We start from the raw sequence: 17812 nt of genomic DNA, 5'->3' as shown, positions 1-17812 counted from the left end.
ATGAAAAATCGGAAAACGCACGACCGAAAATCTTCCACCTTTGATTCGTTCATTGCCGCAAGAGGTGCGGCGACCGAGCGGCTCGTGATGAGCGCGGCGCGGACTGTGGATGCTTATAAGTACCGGAATATCACCGAGTACTGTAAGACGCTAGCGAAAATTATTGGTCAGCTGAGGGAGGCGGAGGCACAGAGTACTGCATCGCCATTTCACAGTGGCAAGTGCAAAAATTTCAGCCATGTCACACTTCTTCGAAATGAGAGCTACCGTCAAATCGTGGAGCAAGCCTTCAATGTATCTCGATCAAACTCGATGACTGATGATGTCATTGAGGAGGATCTTGAAGTTTTGAAAGCAATAAATGCTGGGTTGGTTGCCCAGGTCACTCTTTTGAAGGCTAAAATCATTTCTTTGGACTCGTGCCAAGAGGACGGAGGCTCACGGGGGGGCATTGGTGAGTATGAAGAAGGTGGGGCCATCATTGATGAGCTCAATCAGAAGTTGTTTCTCATCCTTAAACTCTTTCAGTTACTTCGACTTAATACGATAAAAGCTGTGCGAATTATAGAGGTGCCCACCGACGCTCATGAGGCCGGGCTACATGGTGTTCTTGGCCTAATCGCTACTTCGACCGAGCTTGATCAACTGGAGCTTATTTTAGACTCGCTCCCCACGGAGCTGCGAAAACAGTTGAATGCCATACTCCGATCCGCTGAATTTCAGCGCTCGTAGTGTTGCGTTGTAGTGAGTAGGTGCTGGCCTGCCAGCATTATCGACCAGTTGTATTTTGAGTTCTACAGACCTGAAGGGTATTGACATGGGCACCTTTCCGCAGGATCAGCAAGAAAACTTCTTGGAGGTACTGTACGCGGCACTGAGCATGTTTGAAGGCGATACGGTGCGTGCTCGCGAGTGGATACTGAAGCCGATCAAAGGCCTCGGCGGCAAGACGCCGGCCCGCATGACTGCGACGCGGGCAGAAACCGATCTCGTGCTCGACTTTGTTAGGCGCCTAGAGCACGGGTTCAGCGCCTGATGCTGATGAGTCTTTGATTGAATTGGATCGGTCATTACTTACGCAGCTCCGGCCCCGACCTCTCTTAAAGACCCAGATCCGCGCTGAAACGGATGTCGCGCAAGTGTGGAGGTAACGCATCAATCGGGCACCAGCCGATGGACTCACGGCTCAGCAAGTGCCACATCTCGGTTTGAATGACCAAGCCTCCGTGTAAGGGACTACTCTCATCATGCATCTGCGCACAGACGCCTTCGGGGAGTAATTTAAACAGTATCATGACCAATTTCTGGGGATAACGGCCATTCCCCAGCATATCTGCGATTGGCTGGTAGGCGATGCAGTTCCAAGTGCTGCGAGACTCTGAAATCTGTTGGATTTTCGGTCGAAGAGCCTGCTCTGAATGGCATGATGCAACCAGCCACCACATCAATTCTACGTCCTCTTGAGTCAGTCCATCTGGTGGGGGATCTCGGTACTGGTCATAGTCTTCGAACGGGATGATGGCCGGTCTTGGAATAGGCGTCCCGGGCTGCCAGTTGGTCAGAGGGCTCTGGATATCGGGGGTGGAGGACATGACAATCTATCTGAAATGCGAAGGGCACCCGACTTTATCCCGAATCGCATCCTTGGTCGACTTCATCCGGTACTCAGCGTCAGGAGGTATGTGGTGCTGTATTTGCCCTTCACATGAGCTGGTGCCGCTGAACGTTGGTCTATCAGATGAGGACTTGGGTAGTGTGCAACCAGTTGCATACTAAAAAAAGAAAAACTGTTTGGCTCAAAGGCCCGGTTTTGTTAGACTTAGTACATTAAGCAGCTGCAGGTTGAATGTCTTGTAGCTAAGGAAATGTGGGGGGACTTTGTATAAGGGTTCGAATCTCTGCGCCTCCGCCATATTTTGTACAGCAAAGCCCTGATTATTCAGGGCTTTGTCGTTTCTAGGGTTCGGGTTTGCGGGGCGCCCTCGATGCGCGGGCGCTCCCGGGACATCGCTGCGAAAGCGTGCTATCAGACGTGCCTCTCCTGCATTCCGTTTTTGGTGTCGCCACGATCTGCCCTCACATCTTTTCCTGATCGATGCTTTCGACGTCGTTGAGCTTGAGGCGACGGGCTGCCCTCGTTCCACGGGTCTTTGCAGTTGACAAAAAAGTCGCGCGGTTGGGACAGCGAACTCCTGATATGGCTCGTGCTCGTCTCTCGATATGCTTCCATCGCCGTTTTGCCCGCATCGTGAGGAAGTTCCAAGAAAGGCTAGATGGAATGCAGAAGCGATCTATTGCAATTCGCAATATAAGATTGATTTCTTGCTTGGAATTGTTCCTGTTGTAGTTAAGGAAGTGTTCTAGCGTTAAGCACACGACAGGCGAGGATCGAGGATTTACCTTTACCCGATTTGGTGACTGTCGCTTACGGCACCGTATAGGACAATTGATCATGGATGTTAAAGCTGAATACGCTAAAACAATTGCTGGCGCCAAGGCCGTGCCCGAAGGCTCTGTATTTCACGGGCAATTGCAAAGACCGGGCGAGAATGAGGAATCAAAATTTTACGCGACGGAAATCACCCAGAACCTGGGAGATTCTTACCAGGTCATTGGGAAAACAATGGTGAATGGGCCGCCAGGGGAGTGGATAGTGATTAATGTTCGAACCGAGAAGGACGGCAAGTTACGCATCGGTCCAAACCCGGATGACGAAGTATTTATCGGTGGTGTAATTTCGGGTGCGATGATAACGGCTAAGAGCGGCAGTATCACCTTGAAGCGTCAGCCGAACGGAGGCTTTGAAACGACTGATTTCAACTTCGAGTTTGGCAGTGGTGGTACGTTCTCGGGGAAGGTAACTGTTAAGCCGTCGGCAAAGACGTAGAGGGCTGCTGCGTGTGAATGGCCCCGGTATACCAAGCTTACTCGGGCCGGACACCGAGATGACCGCGGCCTTCGCTTTGCCTTAAACCGACGCGATGTTTTAGCTCAGGAATAGAGGCCGGATCAATTCGGACCACATGACCGCAATCCCGCTGCTACCTCAGGTCGCAGACGAAAGCCCTCCGAAAAAATTCCTCCACCGCTTACAATCACACCTCCCCATCGCAATTCAAACACTCCAGGCAGTATATGGCGCTCGACCCCATCACGATGTTGACTATCACAATCGCGCTTGCTGCCGCCGCTGCGCTGTACCTGGCGGTGGAATGGCGCAATGTGCGGGAGTCTTCGCTGCTGTTCTGGGCGACAGGGTTCGCGATTATCAGCGTCGGCTCGACTCTGGCGTTGTTGCGCAGTAGCGGCATTCTGCTGATCGGGATCTGGTTCGCCAACGGCATGCTGGTCACCGCCCACTGGATGTTTCTGTTGGGCGTTGCGCGTTTCACGGAGGCGAAGCTGTCGCGCGGCTGGTATCTGATTTTCGTGGTCTGGCTGGCGATGTTGCTGCTGCCGGAGGAGGCGTGGTGGTCGAAGGTGATGCTGGCGAGCAACTCTCTGCTGATCACCATATTGGTGCTTCGCGCCAGTTTTCTGCTGCGGCCCCATGGTCGGTCGCTGAGCGTCGGTGCGGTGCAGTTGCGTTTCGTGCTGTTGATCCACGGGCTTTTCTACTTTTCCAAGGCAGTCACGGCGGTTGTGCCGGGCACGCTGATCGATCTGGCGGCGTTTCGCGGCGAGATCATTCAAATTTCCCTGGTCGAAGGGGCGATGGCGATCATGCTGATTGCTTTGTCGATGACGGGTTCCGAGCGCTACCGGCGGGAGAAACGCATCGCGCGGCTGGCAGCCCGGGATCCGCTGACCGCGCTGTATAACCGTCGGGCGCTGGAAGTCCGGGCGCCGCGCCTGTTCGAGGACGTTTCGCCGGAGCGGCCGGGGGCGTTGCTGTTGATCGATATCGACAACTTCAAGCCGGTCAATGATCTCTACGGCCACACCGCGGGGGACCGTTTGCTGGTGGTGCTGAGCGAGATGATCCGCTCGGTCTTGCCGGAAGGCTCGCTGGCCGCGCGGCTGGGCGGGGACGAGTTCGTGATTCTGTTGGGTCATGCCTCCAGTGAGAAGGTCGTGGAACTGGGTGGCATTCTGCGCGAGCAATTTCACAAGGCGGCCTCCCAAGCCTTCGACACCCCTCAGCCGGTGACGCTGAGCATTGGCGCCAATCTGTTCGGCCATCGCCCAGCCAGCCTCGCAGCATTGATAGAACAGGGCGACGCTGCGCTTTACGAGTCGAAGCGAGGAGGGCGCAACAGCATTCGCCTTGTCGATCGAACAGCCACCAACGTCGAGTCGCTCGGTACTCCCTGACCGGCTTTATTACCTCGTGCAGACACTCGGACGAAGGGTCATCCGCTCCCCCTGCAGTTGGTCTGAACATTGCTGTGGTCCCTGTCGCAGAGCCCGCGACAACTGAAAATTGGCGCTCAGGCTTTTGCACCCATCCCCATCGTCAGTATCGACATGCTCCCAGATGAGCGTGTCATGGAGCCCGTCGTGAGTACCCTCTCGGAAATTGCAGCAAACCTGTTGAAGCGTGAACGTATGGCCGAGAGCACCGGCGCAGGTGTCGAGACGCAGGCATCGGGATGGGAGCAACTGATGGCCATTGCCAAGGAAAGCGATATCCACAAATGGCAGGCAGCGCTCAATCAGCACATCGCCGATAACCCCGGAAAACGCAGGGTCACGATGCTGCGCGTAATTGAAGGTGGAATGGCCTGAAGAGTGTCCATTACGCGCTATTAGTCGACTTGTTGGCGTTAGTCGGCAGTTGTGCGGAAGCGTAGAGTCGCAACACTGTTCCAGGTATATCCGGATATTTCCCATGACTCGTCCACGCTTTCTGCCCGATAACTTCACCCTGGCTTTGGTCACGGTGGTGATCATTGCCAGTTTTCTTCCCGCCAGCGGCCAAGTCGCGGTCGGCTTTGGCTGGTTGACCAACATTGCGATTGCGCTGCTGTTCTTTCTGCACGGCGCCAAGCTGTCCCGCGAGTCGATCATCGCGGGCGCAGGCCACTGGCGTTTGCACCTGCTGGTATTCGGGCTGACGTTCGTGGGGTTCCCGTTGATCGGCCTGGCGCTCAAGCCGCTGCTGTCGCCACTGATTGGCAAAGACCTGTACATGGGCATCCTCTACCTGTGCGCGCTGCCTGCGACAGTCCAGTCGGCAATCGCCTTCACTTCGCTGGCGCGTGGCAATATTCCGGCGGCGATCTGCAGCGCGGCGGCTTCCAGCCTGTTCGGTATTTTCCTGACCCCGCTGTTGGTGACCTTGTTGCTGAACGTGCATGGCGACGGCGGTTCGACCGTGGACGCCATCGTCAAAATCAGCGTGCAACTGCTGCTTCCGTTCGTGGCGGGGCAGATCATGCGTCGCTGGATCGGTGCCTGGGTCGGCCGCAACAAAAACTGGTTGAAGTTCGTAGATCAGGGCTCGATTTTGCTGGTGGTCTACGGCGCATTCAGTGAAGCCGTGAACGAAGGCATCTGGCACAAGATTCCGCTGTGGGATCTGGGCGGTCTGGTAGTTGTCTGCTGCATATTGCTGGGCTTGGTGCTGCTGGCTTCGACGTTGCTGGGCAAGCTGTTCGGTTTCAGCATCGAGGACCGCATCACCATTCTGTTCTGCGGTTCGAAAAAGAGCCTGGCGACTGGTGTGCCGATGGCTCAGGTGCTGTTCGCCGGAAGTACCATTGGCGTATTGATTCTGCCGTTGATGCTGTTCCATCAGATCCAGTTGATGGTCTGCGCAGTGCTGGCGCAACGTTATGCCAGACGCAATGAGTCAATCCCGGAAATGATGGCGCAGGTCGATCCTTGATCTGATGCAGCCACCCAAGAAAAAGCCCCGATATTCGGGGCTTTTTCATTTGCGATCATTGCTCTTCGAGCTGTTCCTTGTATTCCTTCTCGTAGCCACCGGCGAGCGATTCCTTTTGCTTGTCGTCCAGCAGCTTCCCGGCCATCTGGAAGAACTTCTGCTCTTCTTCCTTCAGGTGGTGGTGGACCTTCTCTGACAGTTTTTTCGCCGTCGCCAGCCAGGCCGGGCTGGACATGTCGGTTTCGTCGAGTTCCTCCATCATCTCGTCCATCTCGTGGTGTTCGGAGATGGCGTGGCGGCTGAGGTCGACGCCATTGTCGTACTTCATCAGCGGTATATAGAAGAAGCGTTCTTCGGCAGTTTCGTGAGCATGCAGTTCGGCCTTCAGTTGTTCGTAGGCCTCGACACGGTCTTTACTGTCGCCGTGGGTCTGAATCAGCGCATCGGCGTAGCCGCGTTGCCGGTCGTGGCTTTCTCTCAGGGCTTCGAAGATGTTCATGGTCATTCCTCAATCGGCTGTAGGTCTGGGTTCAGGATGCTTATTGCTAGACCGCGTGCTGTGATCGAGCGTTCCATCGACCTGCGGGCATAAGCTTAGAGCTATACGTTTCTTTCATAATTGGCGAAGGTTTTTATAATTAAATCGACTTTAAATCGTCTCGCTCATGTCTTTTTTGGATGCTGCAGCGCCCCCTCCATCGCCGACCCTTCAAAGGATTGCCATGCCCCTTCGCAAACTCATCGTCGCCGCCGCTTTGCTGCTGGCGACCGTCACGGCGCACGCCGAGCAGGTCATCAATATCGGGTACCAGCGATCTTCCACGCTGTGGCTCCTGCTCAAGAACGATGGCCAGATCGAGCAGCGCCTCAAGCCATTGGGTTTCACCGTGAACTGGCATGAGTTCAGCAGCGGCCTGTTGAGTGCGATGAATGCCGGCAGCGTCGATCTACATGCCGACGTGGCGGACGCCTTCGCGCTGTTCACCCAGGCTGCGAACACGCCACTGACCTACTACGCGCGGGAGAATCCTTCGCCGACTGCGCAGGCCATCATCGTTCAGGACAGTTCGCCGATTCGAAGCGTCGCCGATCTCAAGGGCAAAACCGTCGCTGTCTCCAAGGGCTCTGGGAGCAATTTCCTGTTGATCTCGGCGTTGAAGAAGGCTGGTCTGACCCTCAATGACATCACCCCGGTCTATCTGGAAGCGCCGGACGGCGTCGCCGCGTTCTCCAGTGGCAAGGTTGATGCCTGGGCGATCTGGGACCCGTTCCTGGCGACTCAGCAGCGTGAACATCATGTGCGGGTGGTGGCAGACGGCACTGATGGCGTCGCCAACTACAACCGTTTCTATGTCGCCAACACCAGCTTCGCCAAGGCTCATCCCGAGGTCCTGCAGGTGGTATTCGATACCCTTCACGATGCCGGGCAGTGGGTCAGAGGTCATCCGCAGGAGGCGGCGAAAAACCTCGCGCCGCTGTGGGGGAACATTCCGCCTGAAACCGTGGAATTGGCCAACAGCCGTCGCAGCTACGACATCGTTCCGGTCAAGATCGATGAACTGGCCGAACAACAGCGCATCGCCGATTACTACTACGACGCGAAGCTGATTCCCAAGCCGCTGAAAATTTCCGACATCGCCGTCTGGGTACCCAAGGCCAAATAAGGCAGGAGAAGGTTCATGAGTCGTCAAATTCACCTGTCTGCGTTTCTGTTGACCGGGCCGGTCATTCACAGCCACGCGGTGTGGCGACATCCGGAAACGCTGGGCAATTACCTCGATCCTGAGTACTACGCGCGCACGGCTCGTGTGGTGGAAGAAGGGTTGTTCGACTTTCTGTTTTTTGCCGATCGCCTGGCCGTGGGCGATCAGATGGGCGGCTCCCGTGACGTTGCCCTGCGTTATGGCGCACAGGACGCGACACGTTTGGACCCCTTGCCGATCCTGTCGTATCTGGTCGGCCAGACCCGCAAGCTGGGCCTCGGCGCCACCCGCTCGACCACCTATTACGAGCCGGCGCACATCGCGCGCGAGTTCGCGACCCTCGATCATCTGTCCAAGGGGCGCGCAGCCTGGAACATCGTGACCTCGATGAACGACAGCGAAGGACGCCTGTTCGGTAAGGACAAGCATCTGGAGCACGACCTGCGTTACGACCGCGCCGACGAGTTCGTCGAGGTGGCGCTGAAGTTGTGGCGCAGTTGGGCGCCGGATGCATTGGAGCTGGATCGCGAAAGCGGCGCACTGGCCGACCCGTCGAAAATCACTTCCGTGCAGCATCAGGGCGAGTGGTTCAAGGTCGAAGGGCCGTTGAACATTCCGCGCACGCCGCAGGGCAGGCCGGTGTTGATTCAGGCGGGGTCGTCGGGGCGCGGTCGGCGTTTTGGCGCGCGCTGGGCCGAGGCGATTTTCACCATTCATCCGCATCTCAAGGCGATGCACGCGTTCCGCGAAGATGTGCGAGACCAAGTCGTGCAGCAGGGCCGCAGCGCCGACAGCTGCAAGGTGCTGACGGCGGTGATGCCGTTCATTGGAGGCAGCGAAGCCGAGGCGCGGGCCAAACGCGACAAGCACAATGCCTTGGCGCGTCCGGAGTTGGGCCTGGTGACGCTGGCTTCGCAGTTAAATGTCGACCTGTCGCCATATCCGTTGTCGGCGACGCTGGCGCAGATCGCGCGGTCGCCGTCGATTCACCCGGCCGCGGCGGAAAAGCTGTTGATGCAGGGCCCGGACACTACGCTTGAAGAGCTCGGCCGGATTTTCGCCAGCAGTGTGCGTGTTCCTCAGTTGGTAGGCACTGGCGCGCAGGTTGCCGACCAGTTGGCGGAGATGTTCACTCAGGGCGGCTGCGATGGTTTCGTGATTTCGCCGGCGTATCTGCCGGGATCGTTCAGCGAGTTCGTCGAGAGCGTGATTCCGCATCTACAGCGCAAGGGGCTGTTTCGAACCGCGTATGAGGGCTCGACGTTGCGTGAGCATCTGGGGCTTGGCGCGTTGGCGGACTGACCCGGTAAGCGGCAAAAATCTGCAACCGGTACAGCATTCTGACAGCATCCCCTGATCGATTACGGGCTGACATCCGAGACATGCTGCGTATGATGGGCCCGACGTTTTTCTGAAAGGGCCCGTTTCAAATGATGAAGTTTTTCGCTGCGCTGCTCTGTGTGTTCACCGGTTTCGCTCACGCGGAACCGGCCATGCTCACCGATCTTGCCCTGCCATATCTCGCTGCGGCCCCCGCAGACTCCAAAGACAAACCTCTGATCATCTTCCTGCACGGCTATGGCAGTGACGAACGCGACCTGTTCGGCATCAAGGACGAGCTCTCGCAGGATTACACCTATCTCTCCGTGCGCGCGCCGCTGGAAGTCGATGGCGGCGGTTACAAGTGGTTCACCCAGGACACCGATCAGGCCGAGTACGAAGGCGTGACCAGCGATGTCGACAAGAGCACCGATCTGCTGCGCACCTTCATCGAACAAGCCACTGAAAAATACGCCACCCAGCCGGATAAGGTGGTGCTCATCGGCTTCAGCCAGGGCGCGATGATGAGCTATCAAATCGGCCTGCAGCACCCGGAACTGGTGCACGGAATTGCGCCGTTGAGCGGCAAGATTCTCGCGGCGCTGAATGCGCGGCTGAAGCCGGCCGATGGTCTGAAATCGCTCAAGGTGTTCATCGGGCACGGCTCGGCCGACAACCGCGTGCCGTTCTCCGGCGCGACTGAGGCGCAAACGATGCTGGAGAACCTGTTGATCACCCCGGAGTTTCATTCGTATGCGGGGGCGGGGCATACCATTACCTCGGCAGAGGTTACCGATTTGAAGCGGTGGCTGGAGGGAGTATTGAAATAGCCTGAGCGATCAGCGTCGTCGCTTGGCGTCCTGACCTGAGTGCACGGCAAATCCCGATACAACGCATAACCTGTGGGAGACGCCGGAGGTCACGACGGCAGCGATGGGGGGTTGGCAGTAGATTCATCTATAACTGACCCACCGCTATCGCTGCCGTCGTGACCTCCGGCGTCTCCCACAGAGATCGGGTTACTTCAGTGAATGCCTTGCCAAAGAGGTCGCGTTTCTTCAGTCCATGAGTTCAACCAATCACAACCCCTGACTGCCGCGAATCAATTCATATGCCCGCCGTGCCAGCGGGTTTACGGTGTTGGGCCTGATCCACAGGTGGTAGGTGACGTCGGGCATTCTTGGCAGGCCATCGGCTTCCCCCAGAACCCGCATGTCCGGCCCGAGCATTTCCATGCTGCGGGCCGTTACGCCTAGCCCTGCGCGGGTGGCGGCCTTGATGCCGATCAGGTTCGAGGCCAGATAGGCCTGGCGCCAGGGAATGTTGGCGCGCTCCAGCGCCTCGATGGCGTAGCGCCGATAGATGCTCGGCTCGTCCACCAGAATCAGCGGAATTGGTTCGCCCGGCACGTGTTGGTATTGGGCCGAGCAGATCCACCACACCGGTGATGTCCTTAACGCAAACCCTTCCAGCCCCGGATCTTCGCGGGTCGAAATCACCATATCGACCTTGCCGCGATGCAGATCGTCCATCAGAAACGGGCTGCGGCCCACGTCGATTTCCAACCTCAGCTTGGGTGCCGAGCGGGCGATGTGGCTGAGGATCGGCGGCAGAATGGTGTCCGCGATGTCGTGGGGCGAGCCGATGCGCAATACGCCGCTGAGGCTGCTTTCCCGCAAGGAGTTGAGGGCGTCGTCATTGAGCGACAGCATTTGCCGTGCATGGCGCAATAGCTGCCGGCCGGGCTCGGTGAGTTGCTTCTGCCGTCCCTGCTTCTGAAACAGGCTGACGCCAATCTGCTGTTCGAGGCGCTGCATGTGCTGAGTGACAGACGACTGGGTACGCGATAGCCGCGCCCCCGCTTCAGCGAAGCTGTGGTGGTCGACGACGGCGACGAAGGTGCGCAGCAGTTCGAGATCGAGAGTGGTAGACATGGTTTTCATATCAGGTGGAGTGGTTAATACATTACGAAATTTTATGTTTTAGGGAATTCATTTCTGACGAAAGTATGTTAAGTCCCCGAAATTCAACGCTTATAACCAATTTTCCAAAACGCTAAAACCATAAAGTTATAACCATATTTGATATTTGAATTTCCGTTGCCCGATTTTGCTCCCTAGGATGCGTGTCATTACAAGGCGCCGACGTACACCGTCGCAAGCGCCGAGCCGATGACCATTCGAGGGGAAATCCATGCCATACACGCGCTCGCCCGTTGCCCGTTTGTTGCCGTTGTTCGTCGGGGCGATGGCTGCCCTGGGCGCAAGCTTCGCGGCCCATGCCGATGCCACACTGGACAAGATCGAGCAGCGTCACCGGCTGGTGGTCGGCGTGCTGCTCTCCGGTGGGCCGTTCGGCTCCATCGATCCGAGCAATCAGAAGCCGAAGGGCCTGAACGTCGACATGGCCGAAGACCTGGGTCGTCAGCTTGGCGCCGAAGTCGAACTGATCCCGGTGTTGCCCGCCAACCGCGTGCAGTTTCTGCAGCAGGGCAAGGTCGATCTGCTGATCGCCAACATGGAGTGGACCGCCGAACGGGGTCAGCAACTGGGCTTCGTGCCGACGCCGTTCTATCGCGTCGGCGGTACAGCGGCGGTGCTAAAAGACAGCAAGATCACCCGTTGGGAAGACCTCAAAGGCCAACCTGTCTGCACCTCCCAAGGCAGCAGCTACGTCAAGCCGCTGACCGAATTCGGCGCTGAACTCAAAGCCTTCAAAAGCTCTTCGGAATCATTGCTGGCTCTGCGCGGCAACAACTGCGTAGCGGCGGTCCACGACGCCACGCTGATCAATCCGCTGGTCGCCGACAGCCCTGAATGGCAGAACTATCGAGCCATCACCCCGGAACTCAACCCCGCGCCTTCGGTGATCTGGACCCGCCCGGGCGAAACCGACACCCAGGCCAAACTCGATGCCATCGTCAAAGGCTGGCACCGCACGGGCTGGCTGATCGAGGCCGAAAAGCGCCACCACATCACCCCGGCGTCACCCGCGTTGGTCGAGCTGCATGACAAGTTCCAGGCCGCGGGCGCCTGAAGCGTTTACCGACCGTTCAGGCATTTCATACAAGGCATTCGTTGATGAGCAGTTTTTCCATCGGTAAAACCCTGTCAGTGTTTGGCGTTTTTCTAGGCCTGACCCTGTGCGCCACCCTGGCCCAGGCGGACGCGACGCTGGACAAGATCCAGCAACGTCACAAGATCAGCATCGGCGTGATCCTCAGCGGTCCGCCGTTCGGCACCATCGACCCCAAGACTGGCGAGCATCTGGGCTACAACGTCGAGTTGGCCAAGGGCATCGCCCAGAAGCTGGGCGTCGAGGTCGAGACCGTTTCGGTGCTGGCGCCCAATCGCGTGCAGTTCCTGCAGCAGGGCAAAGTCGACATCCTGATCGCCAACATGCAGTACACCGACGAGCGCGCCGAAATCCTTGACTACGTGCCAACCCCGTATGAAGAAGTCGGCGGCGCGGCGCTGATTCGCAAAGGTGCCGGCATCAGCAACTGGGAAGACCTCAAGGGCAAGCCGGTCTGTGTGTCTCAAGGCAGCAACTTCATCAAACCGCTTCAGGAAACCTACGGCGCGCAGATCAAGGCTTTCCGCAGTCAGTCCGAGTCGCTGCTCTCGCTGCGCGGCAACGGTTGCGTGGCTGCAGTGCACGTCAGCCCGACCATGCATGCGCTGCTGGATGACCCGGAGTGGGCCGACTACAACATTCCTCTGGCGAGTGATCTGATCCCGTCGAAATCGGTGATCTGGGTGCGCAAGGGCGAGCACGACACTCAAGCGAAACTCGACGCGATCATTCGCGACTGGCACCGCAGCGGCTGGCTGATCGAAGTGGGCGAGCGGACCGGCATGGCGCCGTCCCAGGCCCTGCGCGATCTGCATGAGCAGTTCCGCAACGCCGCGCCGCTTGCCAATAACTGATCTCCCTGGAGCCCTTCGATGAGCAGCGATCTGTTCCAGACTTTGCAGCAATTGCTCGGCATCGGTTACGTACTGCCGGGTGATGAATCGCAGACACAACTGACCGACAAACAGGGCACCTACGTCGGCAAGGCGCTGGCGCTGGTTCGTCCGGCCAATACAGAAGAAGTCGCGGCCGTGGTGCGCGCCTGTGTTGCTCACAAAACCCCGATTGTGGTCCAGGGCGGCAACACCGGGCTAATGGGTGCGGCAACGCCGGACGCCAGCGGCAGTTCGGTATTGTTGTTGCTGGACCGACTGAATCGGGTACGCCAGATCGATACCGACAACGACACGTTGACCGTCGAAGCCGGCTGCATTCTGCAGAATGTGCAGGACGTGGCCCGTGACGCCGGACGCCTGTTTCCCCTGAGCCTCGGCGCCGAGGGCAGCTGCACCATCGGCGGCAATCTGGGGACCAACGCTGGCGGCACGGCAGTCCTGCGCTACGGCAATACCCGGGAGCTGACACTGGGCCTTGAAGTGGTCACCGCCGAAGGCGAAATCTGGAACGGTTTGCGCGGTCTGCGCAAGGACAACACCGGTTATGACCTGCGCGATCTGTACATCGGCAGCGAAGGCACGCTGGGCATCATCACTGCAGCGACCTTGAAGCTGTTCCCGTTGCCGAAAGCCCAGTCCACGGCGTTTCTGGCCTTCGACTCACTCGGCCAGTCGGTGAGCTTTCTATCCCATGCCCGCGCCGGTTTTGGCGCAAGCCTCACGGCTTTCGAGCTGCTGACCGCCGATTGTCTGGCCCTGTTGCGCGAGCAGTTTCCCGAAGGGCCACAGCCGTTTTTGCATGCGCCGCAACCCTGGTTCGCCTTGCTTGAACTGTCCGATAACCACAGCGAAGCCCACGCCCGTCAGGCGTTCGAGGACGTGCTGGGCAGCGCTTTTGAAGAGGACTTGCTGGCCGATGCCCTGATCGCCGAAAGCCTGGCCCAGAGCGAAGCTTTGTGGCTGCTGCGGGAAAACATGAGCGAGGCGCAGAAGCTAGCGGGGCGCAACATGAAGCACGACATTTCGATTCCGATCTCGCGCATCGTCGAGTTCGTCGAGCACACCGACGCATTGCTCCAACAACACTTTCCCGGCGTGCGCAATTTCACCTTCGGCCACCTGGGCGACGGCAACCTGCATTACAACGTCGCTCATCCGCTGAACTCCACGGTCGAGGCGCACATGGCGCACTACGCCGAACTCAGTGAACGGGTGCATGACAGCGCCCATGCCTTTGGCGGCTCGATCAGCGCCGAGCACGGGATCGGGCAGCGCAAGCGGGCGATGCTGCCGCGCTACAAGAGCGCCGTCGAACTGGACCTGATGCGTCGCGTGAAGCAGGCGCTCGATCCCCTCAATCTGCTCAACCCAGACAAGGTTCTGGCGAGTGTCGAAAACCGGAGCACCGAACAATGAGCGTTCGTCTGTCTCGACGCGTGCAGCGCGTTTCCCTGTCCGCAAACGCTGCGGCCAAATCCCAGGCCACCGCCCTGCGCGAGGCGGGTCGCGACATTCTCGACCTGACCACCGGCGAGCCTGATTTCGACACCCCCGAGCACATCAAACAGGCGGCCTACAAAGCCATCGAGGGTGGCGCGACCAAGTACACGCCGACCCCAGGGGTGAAAAGGCTGCGCGAGGCGATTCAAGGCAAGTTGCAGCGGGAAAACCGTCTTGACTACGCGTTGCCTTCCATCGTCGTCGGCAACGGCGCCAAGCAGGTGATCTTCAACGCCTTCGCTTCGACCCTCGATGACGGCGATGAAGTGCTGGTGCCGGTGCCTTACTGGCCGTCGTTTCCGGACATCGTGCGGGTCAACGGTGGCGAGCCGGTCTTCATCGAGTGTGGTCTGGAGCAGGGCTGCAAGTTGACGCCCGAGCAACTGGAGCAACACATCAATGAGCGCACCCGCTGGTTGATTCTCAACGGGCCGGGCAATCCCAGCGGCGCGGTGTACAGCGAGGCCCAATTGCTGGCGCTGGCCGAGGTGCTGCGCCGACACCCGCAGGTCCTGGTGTTGCTGGACGAGCTTTACGAGCACATCCGTTTCGACGGCCAACCTGCCTTGAGCCTGCTGAACGTCGCGCCGGACCTGCAATCCCGAGCGCTGCTGGTCGGCGGTGTCTCGAAAACCTACGCCATGACCGGCTGGCGCATCGGCTTCGGTGCTGGTCCTCAGGAGCTGACCAGCGCGATGACCGTCATCCAGTCGCAATCGACCTCCGGTGCTTCGTCGGTGGGGCAGGCAGCAGCACTGGCGGCGTTCGAGGGTGGGCTGGCGTTTCTGCCGGAGCAGGTGCAGGCCTATCAGCAACGTCGCGATCTGTTGGTAGCCACTTTGAGCGAAGTGGATGGCCTCGATGTGCTGATACCGGAAGGCGGTTTCTTCGTCTTCGTGCGTTGCGAAGGGTTGCTGGGCCGGGTTCGCCCCGACGGCCAGCGCCTGAACAACGACGGTGACGTGGTGGATTATCTGCTGGAGCAGGGCGTGGCCGGTGTGGCGGGGAGCGCGTATGGCTTGTCGCCGTGGTTTCGCCTGTCGATCGCCACCGCCACCAGCAGTGTGATCGATGCGGGGCGTCGAATCGCCAACGCCTGCGCACAGCTGCGGGTGGAGGCGCTGGCATGAGTCACTGGCTTGCCTTCAATGAATGGCTGACAGGGTTTGTGCAGTGGACGGCGAAGTTCGGTCTGAACTACAGCTTTCTACTGGACGCCTATCAGCGCGGCTCGATGGTTGAGGGCGCGCTGACCACGGTCTTGCTGTGCCTGTTCACCATCGTCGGCAGTCTGGTCGCGGGCTTGGTACTGGCAGCGATGCTCACCAGCGGCAAGCCTTGGCTGGCAAAGCCTGCGCGGGTGTTCATCGAGGTCACGCGCAATACGCCGACGCTGGTGCAGCTGTACTGCGCGTTTCTGGTGTTGAACATGTTGCTGACCCAGGCGGTTGGCACTGCAAATCCGCTGACGCCATTCGCCTGGGTGGTCATCGTGATTTCCCTGCACAAAGGTGCGTTTCATGCCGAGGCCTTGCGCGCCGGCATCGAAGCCGTGCCCGCCGTGACGATGGAGGCTGCCAATTCGCTGGCGTTCAGCAGCCGTCAGTTGCTGTGGAATGTGCAGCTGCCGCTGGCAGTCCGGTTTGCCTTGCCATCGCTGATCAACAACCTGATCGACCTGGTGAAGATGACGGCTGTCGCTTCGGCGATCGCCGTGGGCGACATCACCTATGCGTCGATCATGATCTGGACCCAGAGCGATAACGTGCTGGAACTGATGATTCTGCTGCTGGCGTTTTTCGGCCTGCTCAGCTTCGTCGTCAATTGTGTGGGCCGTGCCCTCGAAGCCAGATTGAGGATGCCCGGTTATGGCCATTGATTCATCCGTGAGCGTGCCGCAGTCCTGGCCGCGTCGGCATCCGGGCAAGCTTGTAATCGTTGCCGTGATTGCGTTGTTCGTGATCTTTGGCGTCCCGCAGAACCCTGTGTTTGCTGCGTTGTACGAGTGGTCGCCAGCGTTGGCGGCTGGTTTCGGGCAGAACATCCTGATCAGCCTGCTGGCGATTGCGATTGGCTCGGTGCTCGGCTTGTTGATTGGTGCGCTGGGCGTTTCGCCTTTGTGGATCACCCGATTGCCGGCGAGGATCTGGGTCCAGGTGTTTCGCAATGCGCCGTGGCTGGTGCTGATCTACTTCACCACTTACGTGTTCCCGTTCGAACTGCACATCGGCAAATCCTGGATCGCCTTTCCTGACTGGGTGAAGGTGACCATTGGTCTGGCATTGCCGGCCAGCGCCAACGTAGCGGAAATCTTTCGTGGCGCCATCGGTTCGATCCCCAGTACCCAATGGGAAGCCTCGCGTTCGCTGGCCTTCACTCGCGGGCAGATCTTTCGTTCGATCATCCTGCCGCAGTGCTTCAAGCGCATGTTGCCGCCGTGGATGAACCTCTACGCGGTCATCACCATGGGCACCGCACTGGCCTCGCTGGTGGGTGTGCACGATCTGATCGACACCGCGCAGATCGCCAGCAACACGGTCAACCGGACCGGTTTTACGGTGCTGATCTATTTCAGTGTGCTGGCGTTGTTCTTCGCTTATTGCTACCCGATTTCCCGACTCACTCAATACCTGGAGCGACGTTATGCCTTCTCCTGAAACGCGCGCCGACCAGCCCTTGATCAGCTTGCGCGACATTCATCTGTCGTTCGGCAGCAACAAGGTCCTCAAGGGCATCGATCTGGATGTACAGCGCGGTCAGGCGGTGTCGATCATCGGCCCGTCGGGTTCGGGCAAGTCGACCATTCTGCGCTGCATCACTGGTTTACTGCAGCCGCAACGCGGCGCGATTCGTGTTGGCCAAACTGAGGTGCACACGCTCAATAACGAGGCGCAGCGCATTGAGTTGCGCAAGCGGGTGGGCTTCGTGTTCCAGCAGTACAACCTGTTTCCCCACCTGTCGGTGCTGGAAAACCTGGTGATCGCACCGCGCAAAGTGTTGGGCCGCAACGCGGTGGACGCCGAGAAAGAAGCCCGTGCGTTGCTGGCCAAGGTGCGCATGGAACACAAGGCCGATGCCTACCCTGGGCAGTTGTCCGGCGGTCAGCAACAGCGCGTGGCGATTGCCCGGGCGCTGGCGATGCGCCCCGAACTGATCCTGTTCGATGAGGTGACGTCGGCGCTGGATCCGGAAACGGTCGGCGAGGTGCTGACGGTGATTCGCGAGCTGACTGAGGAGGGCATGACCTGCGTGCTGGTCACCCACGAAATGCGCTTCGCCGAGGACATCAGTGACGTGGTGTATTTCACCGAGAACGGCCTGATCGTCGAACACGGCAGCGCCGAACAGATTTTCCAGCGCCCCACCAGCGAGCGCACGCAGACCTTTTTGCGCCACGCCCTGGGCGATGCCGAACGTCGTCCGGTGGCCAGTGGCGACCCGTTTCTATTGAGCAATATCAGCCGGTACAGCCTGTCGGTTTGACAGGT

The 17812-nt window shown here is 58.8% G+C and carries 19 protein-coding genes; 16 read left to right on the top strand and 3 right to left on the bottom strand.

Annotation, left to right across the window (positions count from 1 at the left end; all coding sequences use genetic code 11):
• Entirely contained in the window at window positions 1-732 is a 732-nt protein-coding gene (locus BWR59_RS19650; protein ID WP_081567318.1) for a hypothetical protein, read from the top strand.
• A gap of 85 nt (window positions 733-817) precedes the next feature.
• Entirely contained in the window at window positions 818-1036 is a 219-nt protein-coding gene (locus BWR59_RS19645) for an antitoxin Xre/MbcA/ParS toxin-binding domain-containing protein (RefSeq protein WP_081567317.1), read from the top strand.
• A 64-nt stretch (window positions 1037-1100) separates the two neighbouring features.
• On the opposite strand, the gene BWR59_RS19640 is transcribed toward BWR59_RS19645, so the two are convergent.
• A complete protein-coding gene (locus tag BWR59_RS19640) occupies window positions 1101-1592 on the bottom strand; it encodes a hypothetical protein (protein ID WP_081567316.1) in 492 nt (163 codons plus the stop codon).
• Window positions 1593-2452: 860 nt separating this feature from the next.
• On the opposite strand from BWR59_RS19640, the gene BWR59_RS19635 reads away from it, so the two are divergent.
• The 4 genes from BWR59_RS19635 to BWR59_RS19620 all read left to right on the top strand — a co-directional run bounded on the left by BWR59_RS19635 (window position 2453) and on the right by BWR59_RS19620 (window position 5830).
• Complete coding sequence (locus BWR59_RS19635) at window positions 2453-2887, top strand: hypothetical protein (RefSeq protein WP_081567315.1); 435 nt, start codon at window positions 2453-2455, stop codon at window positions 2885-2887.
• A gap of 248 nt (window positions 2888-3135) precedes the next feature.
• The gene (locus tag BWR59_RS19630) at window positions 3136-4314 is read left to right on the top strand and encodes a GGDEF domain-containing protein (RefSeq protein ID WP_081567314.1); all 1179 of its coding nucleotides are present in this window, start codon (window positions 3136-3138) and stop codon (window positions 4312-4314) included.
• 186 nt (window positions 4315-4500) lie between these two features.
• A complete protein-coding gene (locus BWR59_RS19625) occupies window positions 4501-4728 on the top strand; it encodes a hypothetical protein (RefSeq protein ID WP_143490882.1) in 228 nt (75 codons plus the stop codon).
• A 103-nt stretch (window positions 4729-4831) separates the two neighbouring features.
• Window positions 4832-5830, top strand: a complete 999-nt coding sequence (locus BWR59_RS19620; RefSeq protein ID WP_081567312.1) for a bile acid:sodium symporter family protein — start codon at window positions 4832-4834, stop codon at window positions 5828-5830.
• 55 nt (window positions 5831-5885) lie between these two features.
• Here the strand turns inward: BWR59_RS19620 and BWR59_RS19615 are convergent, their stop codons facing one another.
• Entirely contained in the window at window positions 5886-6329 is a 444-nt protein-coding gene (locus tag BWR59_RS19615) for a hemerythrin domain-containing protein (protein WP_081567311.1), read from the bottom strand.
• 223 nt (window positions 6330-6552) lie between these two features.
• On the opposite strand from BWR59_RS19615, the gene BWR59_RS19610 reads away from it, so the two are divergent.
• From BWR59_RS19610 to BWR59_RS19600, 3 genes are all read left to right on the top strand, one after another.
• A complete protein-coding gene (locus BWR59_RS19610) occupies window positions 6553-7494 on the top strand; it encodes an aliphatic sulfonate ABC transporter substrate-binding protein (protein ID WP_081567310.1) in 942 nt (313 codons plus the stop codon).
• Window positions 7495-7509: 15 nt separating this feature from the next.
• Window positions 7510-8835, top strand: a complete 1326-nt coding sequence (locus BWR59_RS19605) for an LLM class flavin-dependent oxidoreductase (RefSeq protein WP_081567309.1) — start codon at window positions 7510-7512, stop codon at window positions 8833-8835.
• Between the two features lie 128 nt (window positions 8836-8963).
• Window positions 8964-9683, top strand: coding sequence for a dienelactone hydrolase family protein (locus BWR59_RS19600; RefSeq protein WP_081567308.1), 720 nt, complete (start codon window positions 8964-8966; stop codon window positions 9681-9683).
• Between the two features lie 249 nt (window positions 9684-9932).
• On the opposite strand, the gene BWR59_RS19595 is transcribed toward BWR59_RS19600, so the two are convergent.
• On the bottom strand, window positions 9933-10796 hold the full coding sequence (locus tag BWR59_RS19595; protein ID WP_081567307.1) for a LysR substrate-binding domain-containing protein: 864 nt from the start codon (window positions 10794-10796) through the stop codon (window positions 9933-9935).
• Between the two features lie 250 nt (window positions 10797-11046).
• Here BWR59_RS19595 and BWR59_RS19590 point away from each other — a divergent pair, with 250 nt between their 5' ends.
• Genes BWR59_RS19590 through BWR59_RS19560 form a run of 7 tightly spaced genes read left to right on the top strand, consistent with a single transcriptional unit; the run spans window position 11047 to window position 17807 of the window.
• On the top strand, window positions 11047-11889 hold the full coding sequence (locus BWR59_RS19590; protein ID WP_081567306.1) for a transporter substrate-binding domain-containing protein: 843 nt from the start codon (window positions 11047-11049) through the stop codon (window positions 11887-11889).
• A 44-nt stretch (window positions 11890-11933) separates the two neighbouring features.
• Entirely contained in the window at window positions 11934-12782 is an 849-nt protein-coding gene (locus tag BWR59_RS19585) for a transporter substrate-binding domain-containing protein (protein ID WP_081567305.1), read from the top strand.
• Window positions 12783-12800: 18 nt separating this feature from the next.
• Window positions 12801-14240, top strand: coding sequence for an FAD-binding oxidoreductase (locus BWR59_RS19580; RefSeq protein ID WP_081567304.1), 1440 nt, complete (start codon window positions 12801-12803; stop codon window positions 14238-14240).
• Window positions 14237-15454 carry an aminotransferase class I/II-fold pyridoxal phosphate-dependent enzyme gene (locus BWR59_RS19575; RefSeq protein ID WP_081567303.1) on the top strand — a complete coding sequence of 406 codons (1218 nt, stop codon included), beginning with the start codon at window positions 14237-14239 and terminating at the stop codon, window positions 15452-15454. Before BWR59_RS19580 ends, BWR59_RS19575 begins: the two co-directional genes overlap by 4 nt.
• A complete protein-coding gene (locus BWR59_RS19570) occupies window positions 15451-16203 on the top strand; it encodes an amino acid ABC transporter permease (RefSeq protein WP_081567302.1) in 753 nt (250 codons plus the stop codon). Before BWR59_RS19575 ends, BWR59_RS19570 begins: the two co-directional genes overlap by 4 nt.
• A complete protein-coding gene (locus BWR59_RS19565; protein WP_081567301.1) occupies window positions 16193-16981 on the top strand; it encodes an amino acid ABC transporter permease in 789 nt (262 codons plus the stop codon). The genes BWR59_RS19570 and BWR59_RS19565 overlap by 11 nt, the downstream gene beginning before the upstream one ends.
• A complete protein-coding gene (locus BWR59_RS19560; protein ID WP_081567300.1) occupies window positions 16968-17807 on the top strand; it encodes an amino acid ABC transporter ATP-binding protein in 840 nt (279 codons plus the stop codon). The genes BWR59_RS19565 and BWR59_RS19560 overlap by 14 nt, the downstream gene beginning before the upstream one ends.
• Window positions 17808-17812 lie beyond the last annotated feature (5 nt).

This window comes from Pseudomonas sp. Bc-h, from assembly GCF_002080045.1.
Classification (GTDB): Bacteria; Pseudomonadota; Gammaproteobacteria; order Pseudomonadales; family Pseudomonadaceae; genus Aquipseudomonas.
Note: the sequence above shows the minus strand (reverse complement) of the source record. Positions and strands in the feature narration are given on the sequence as shown.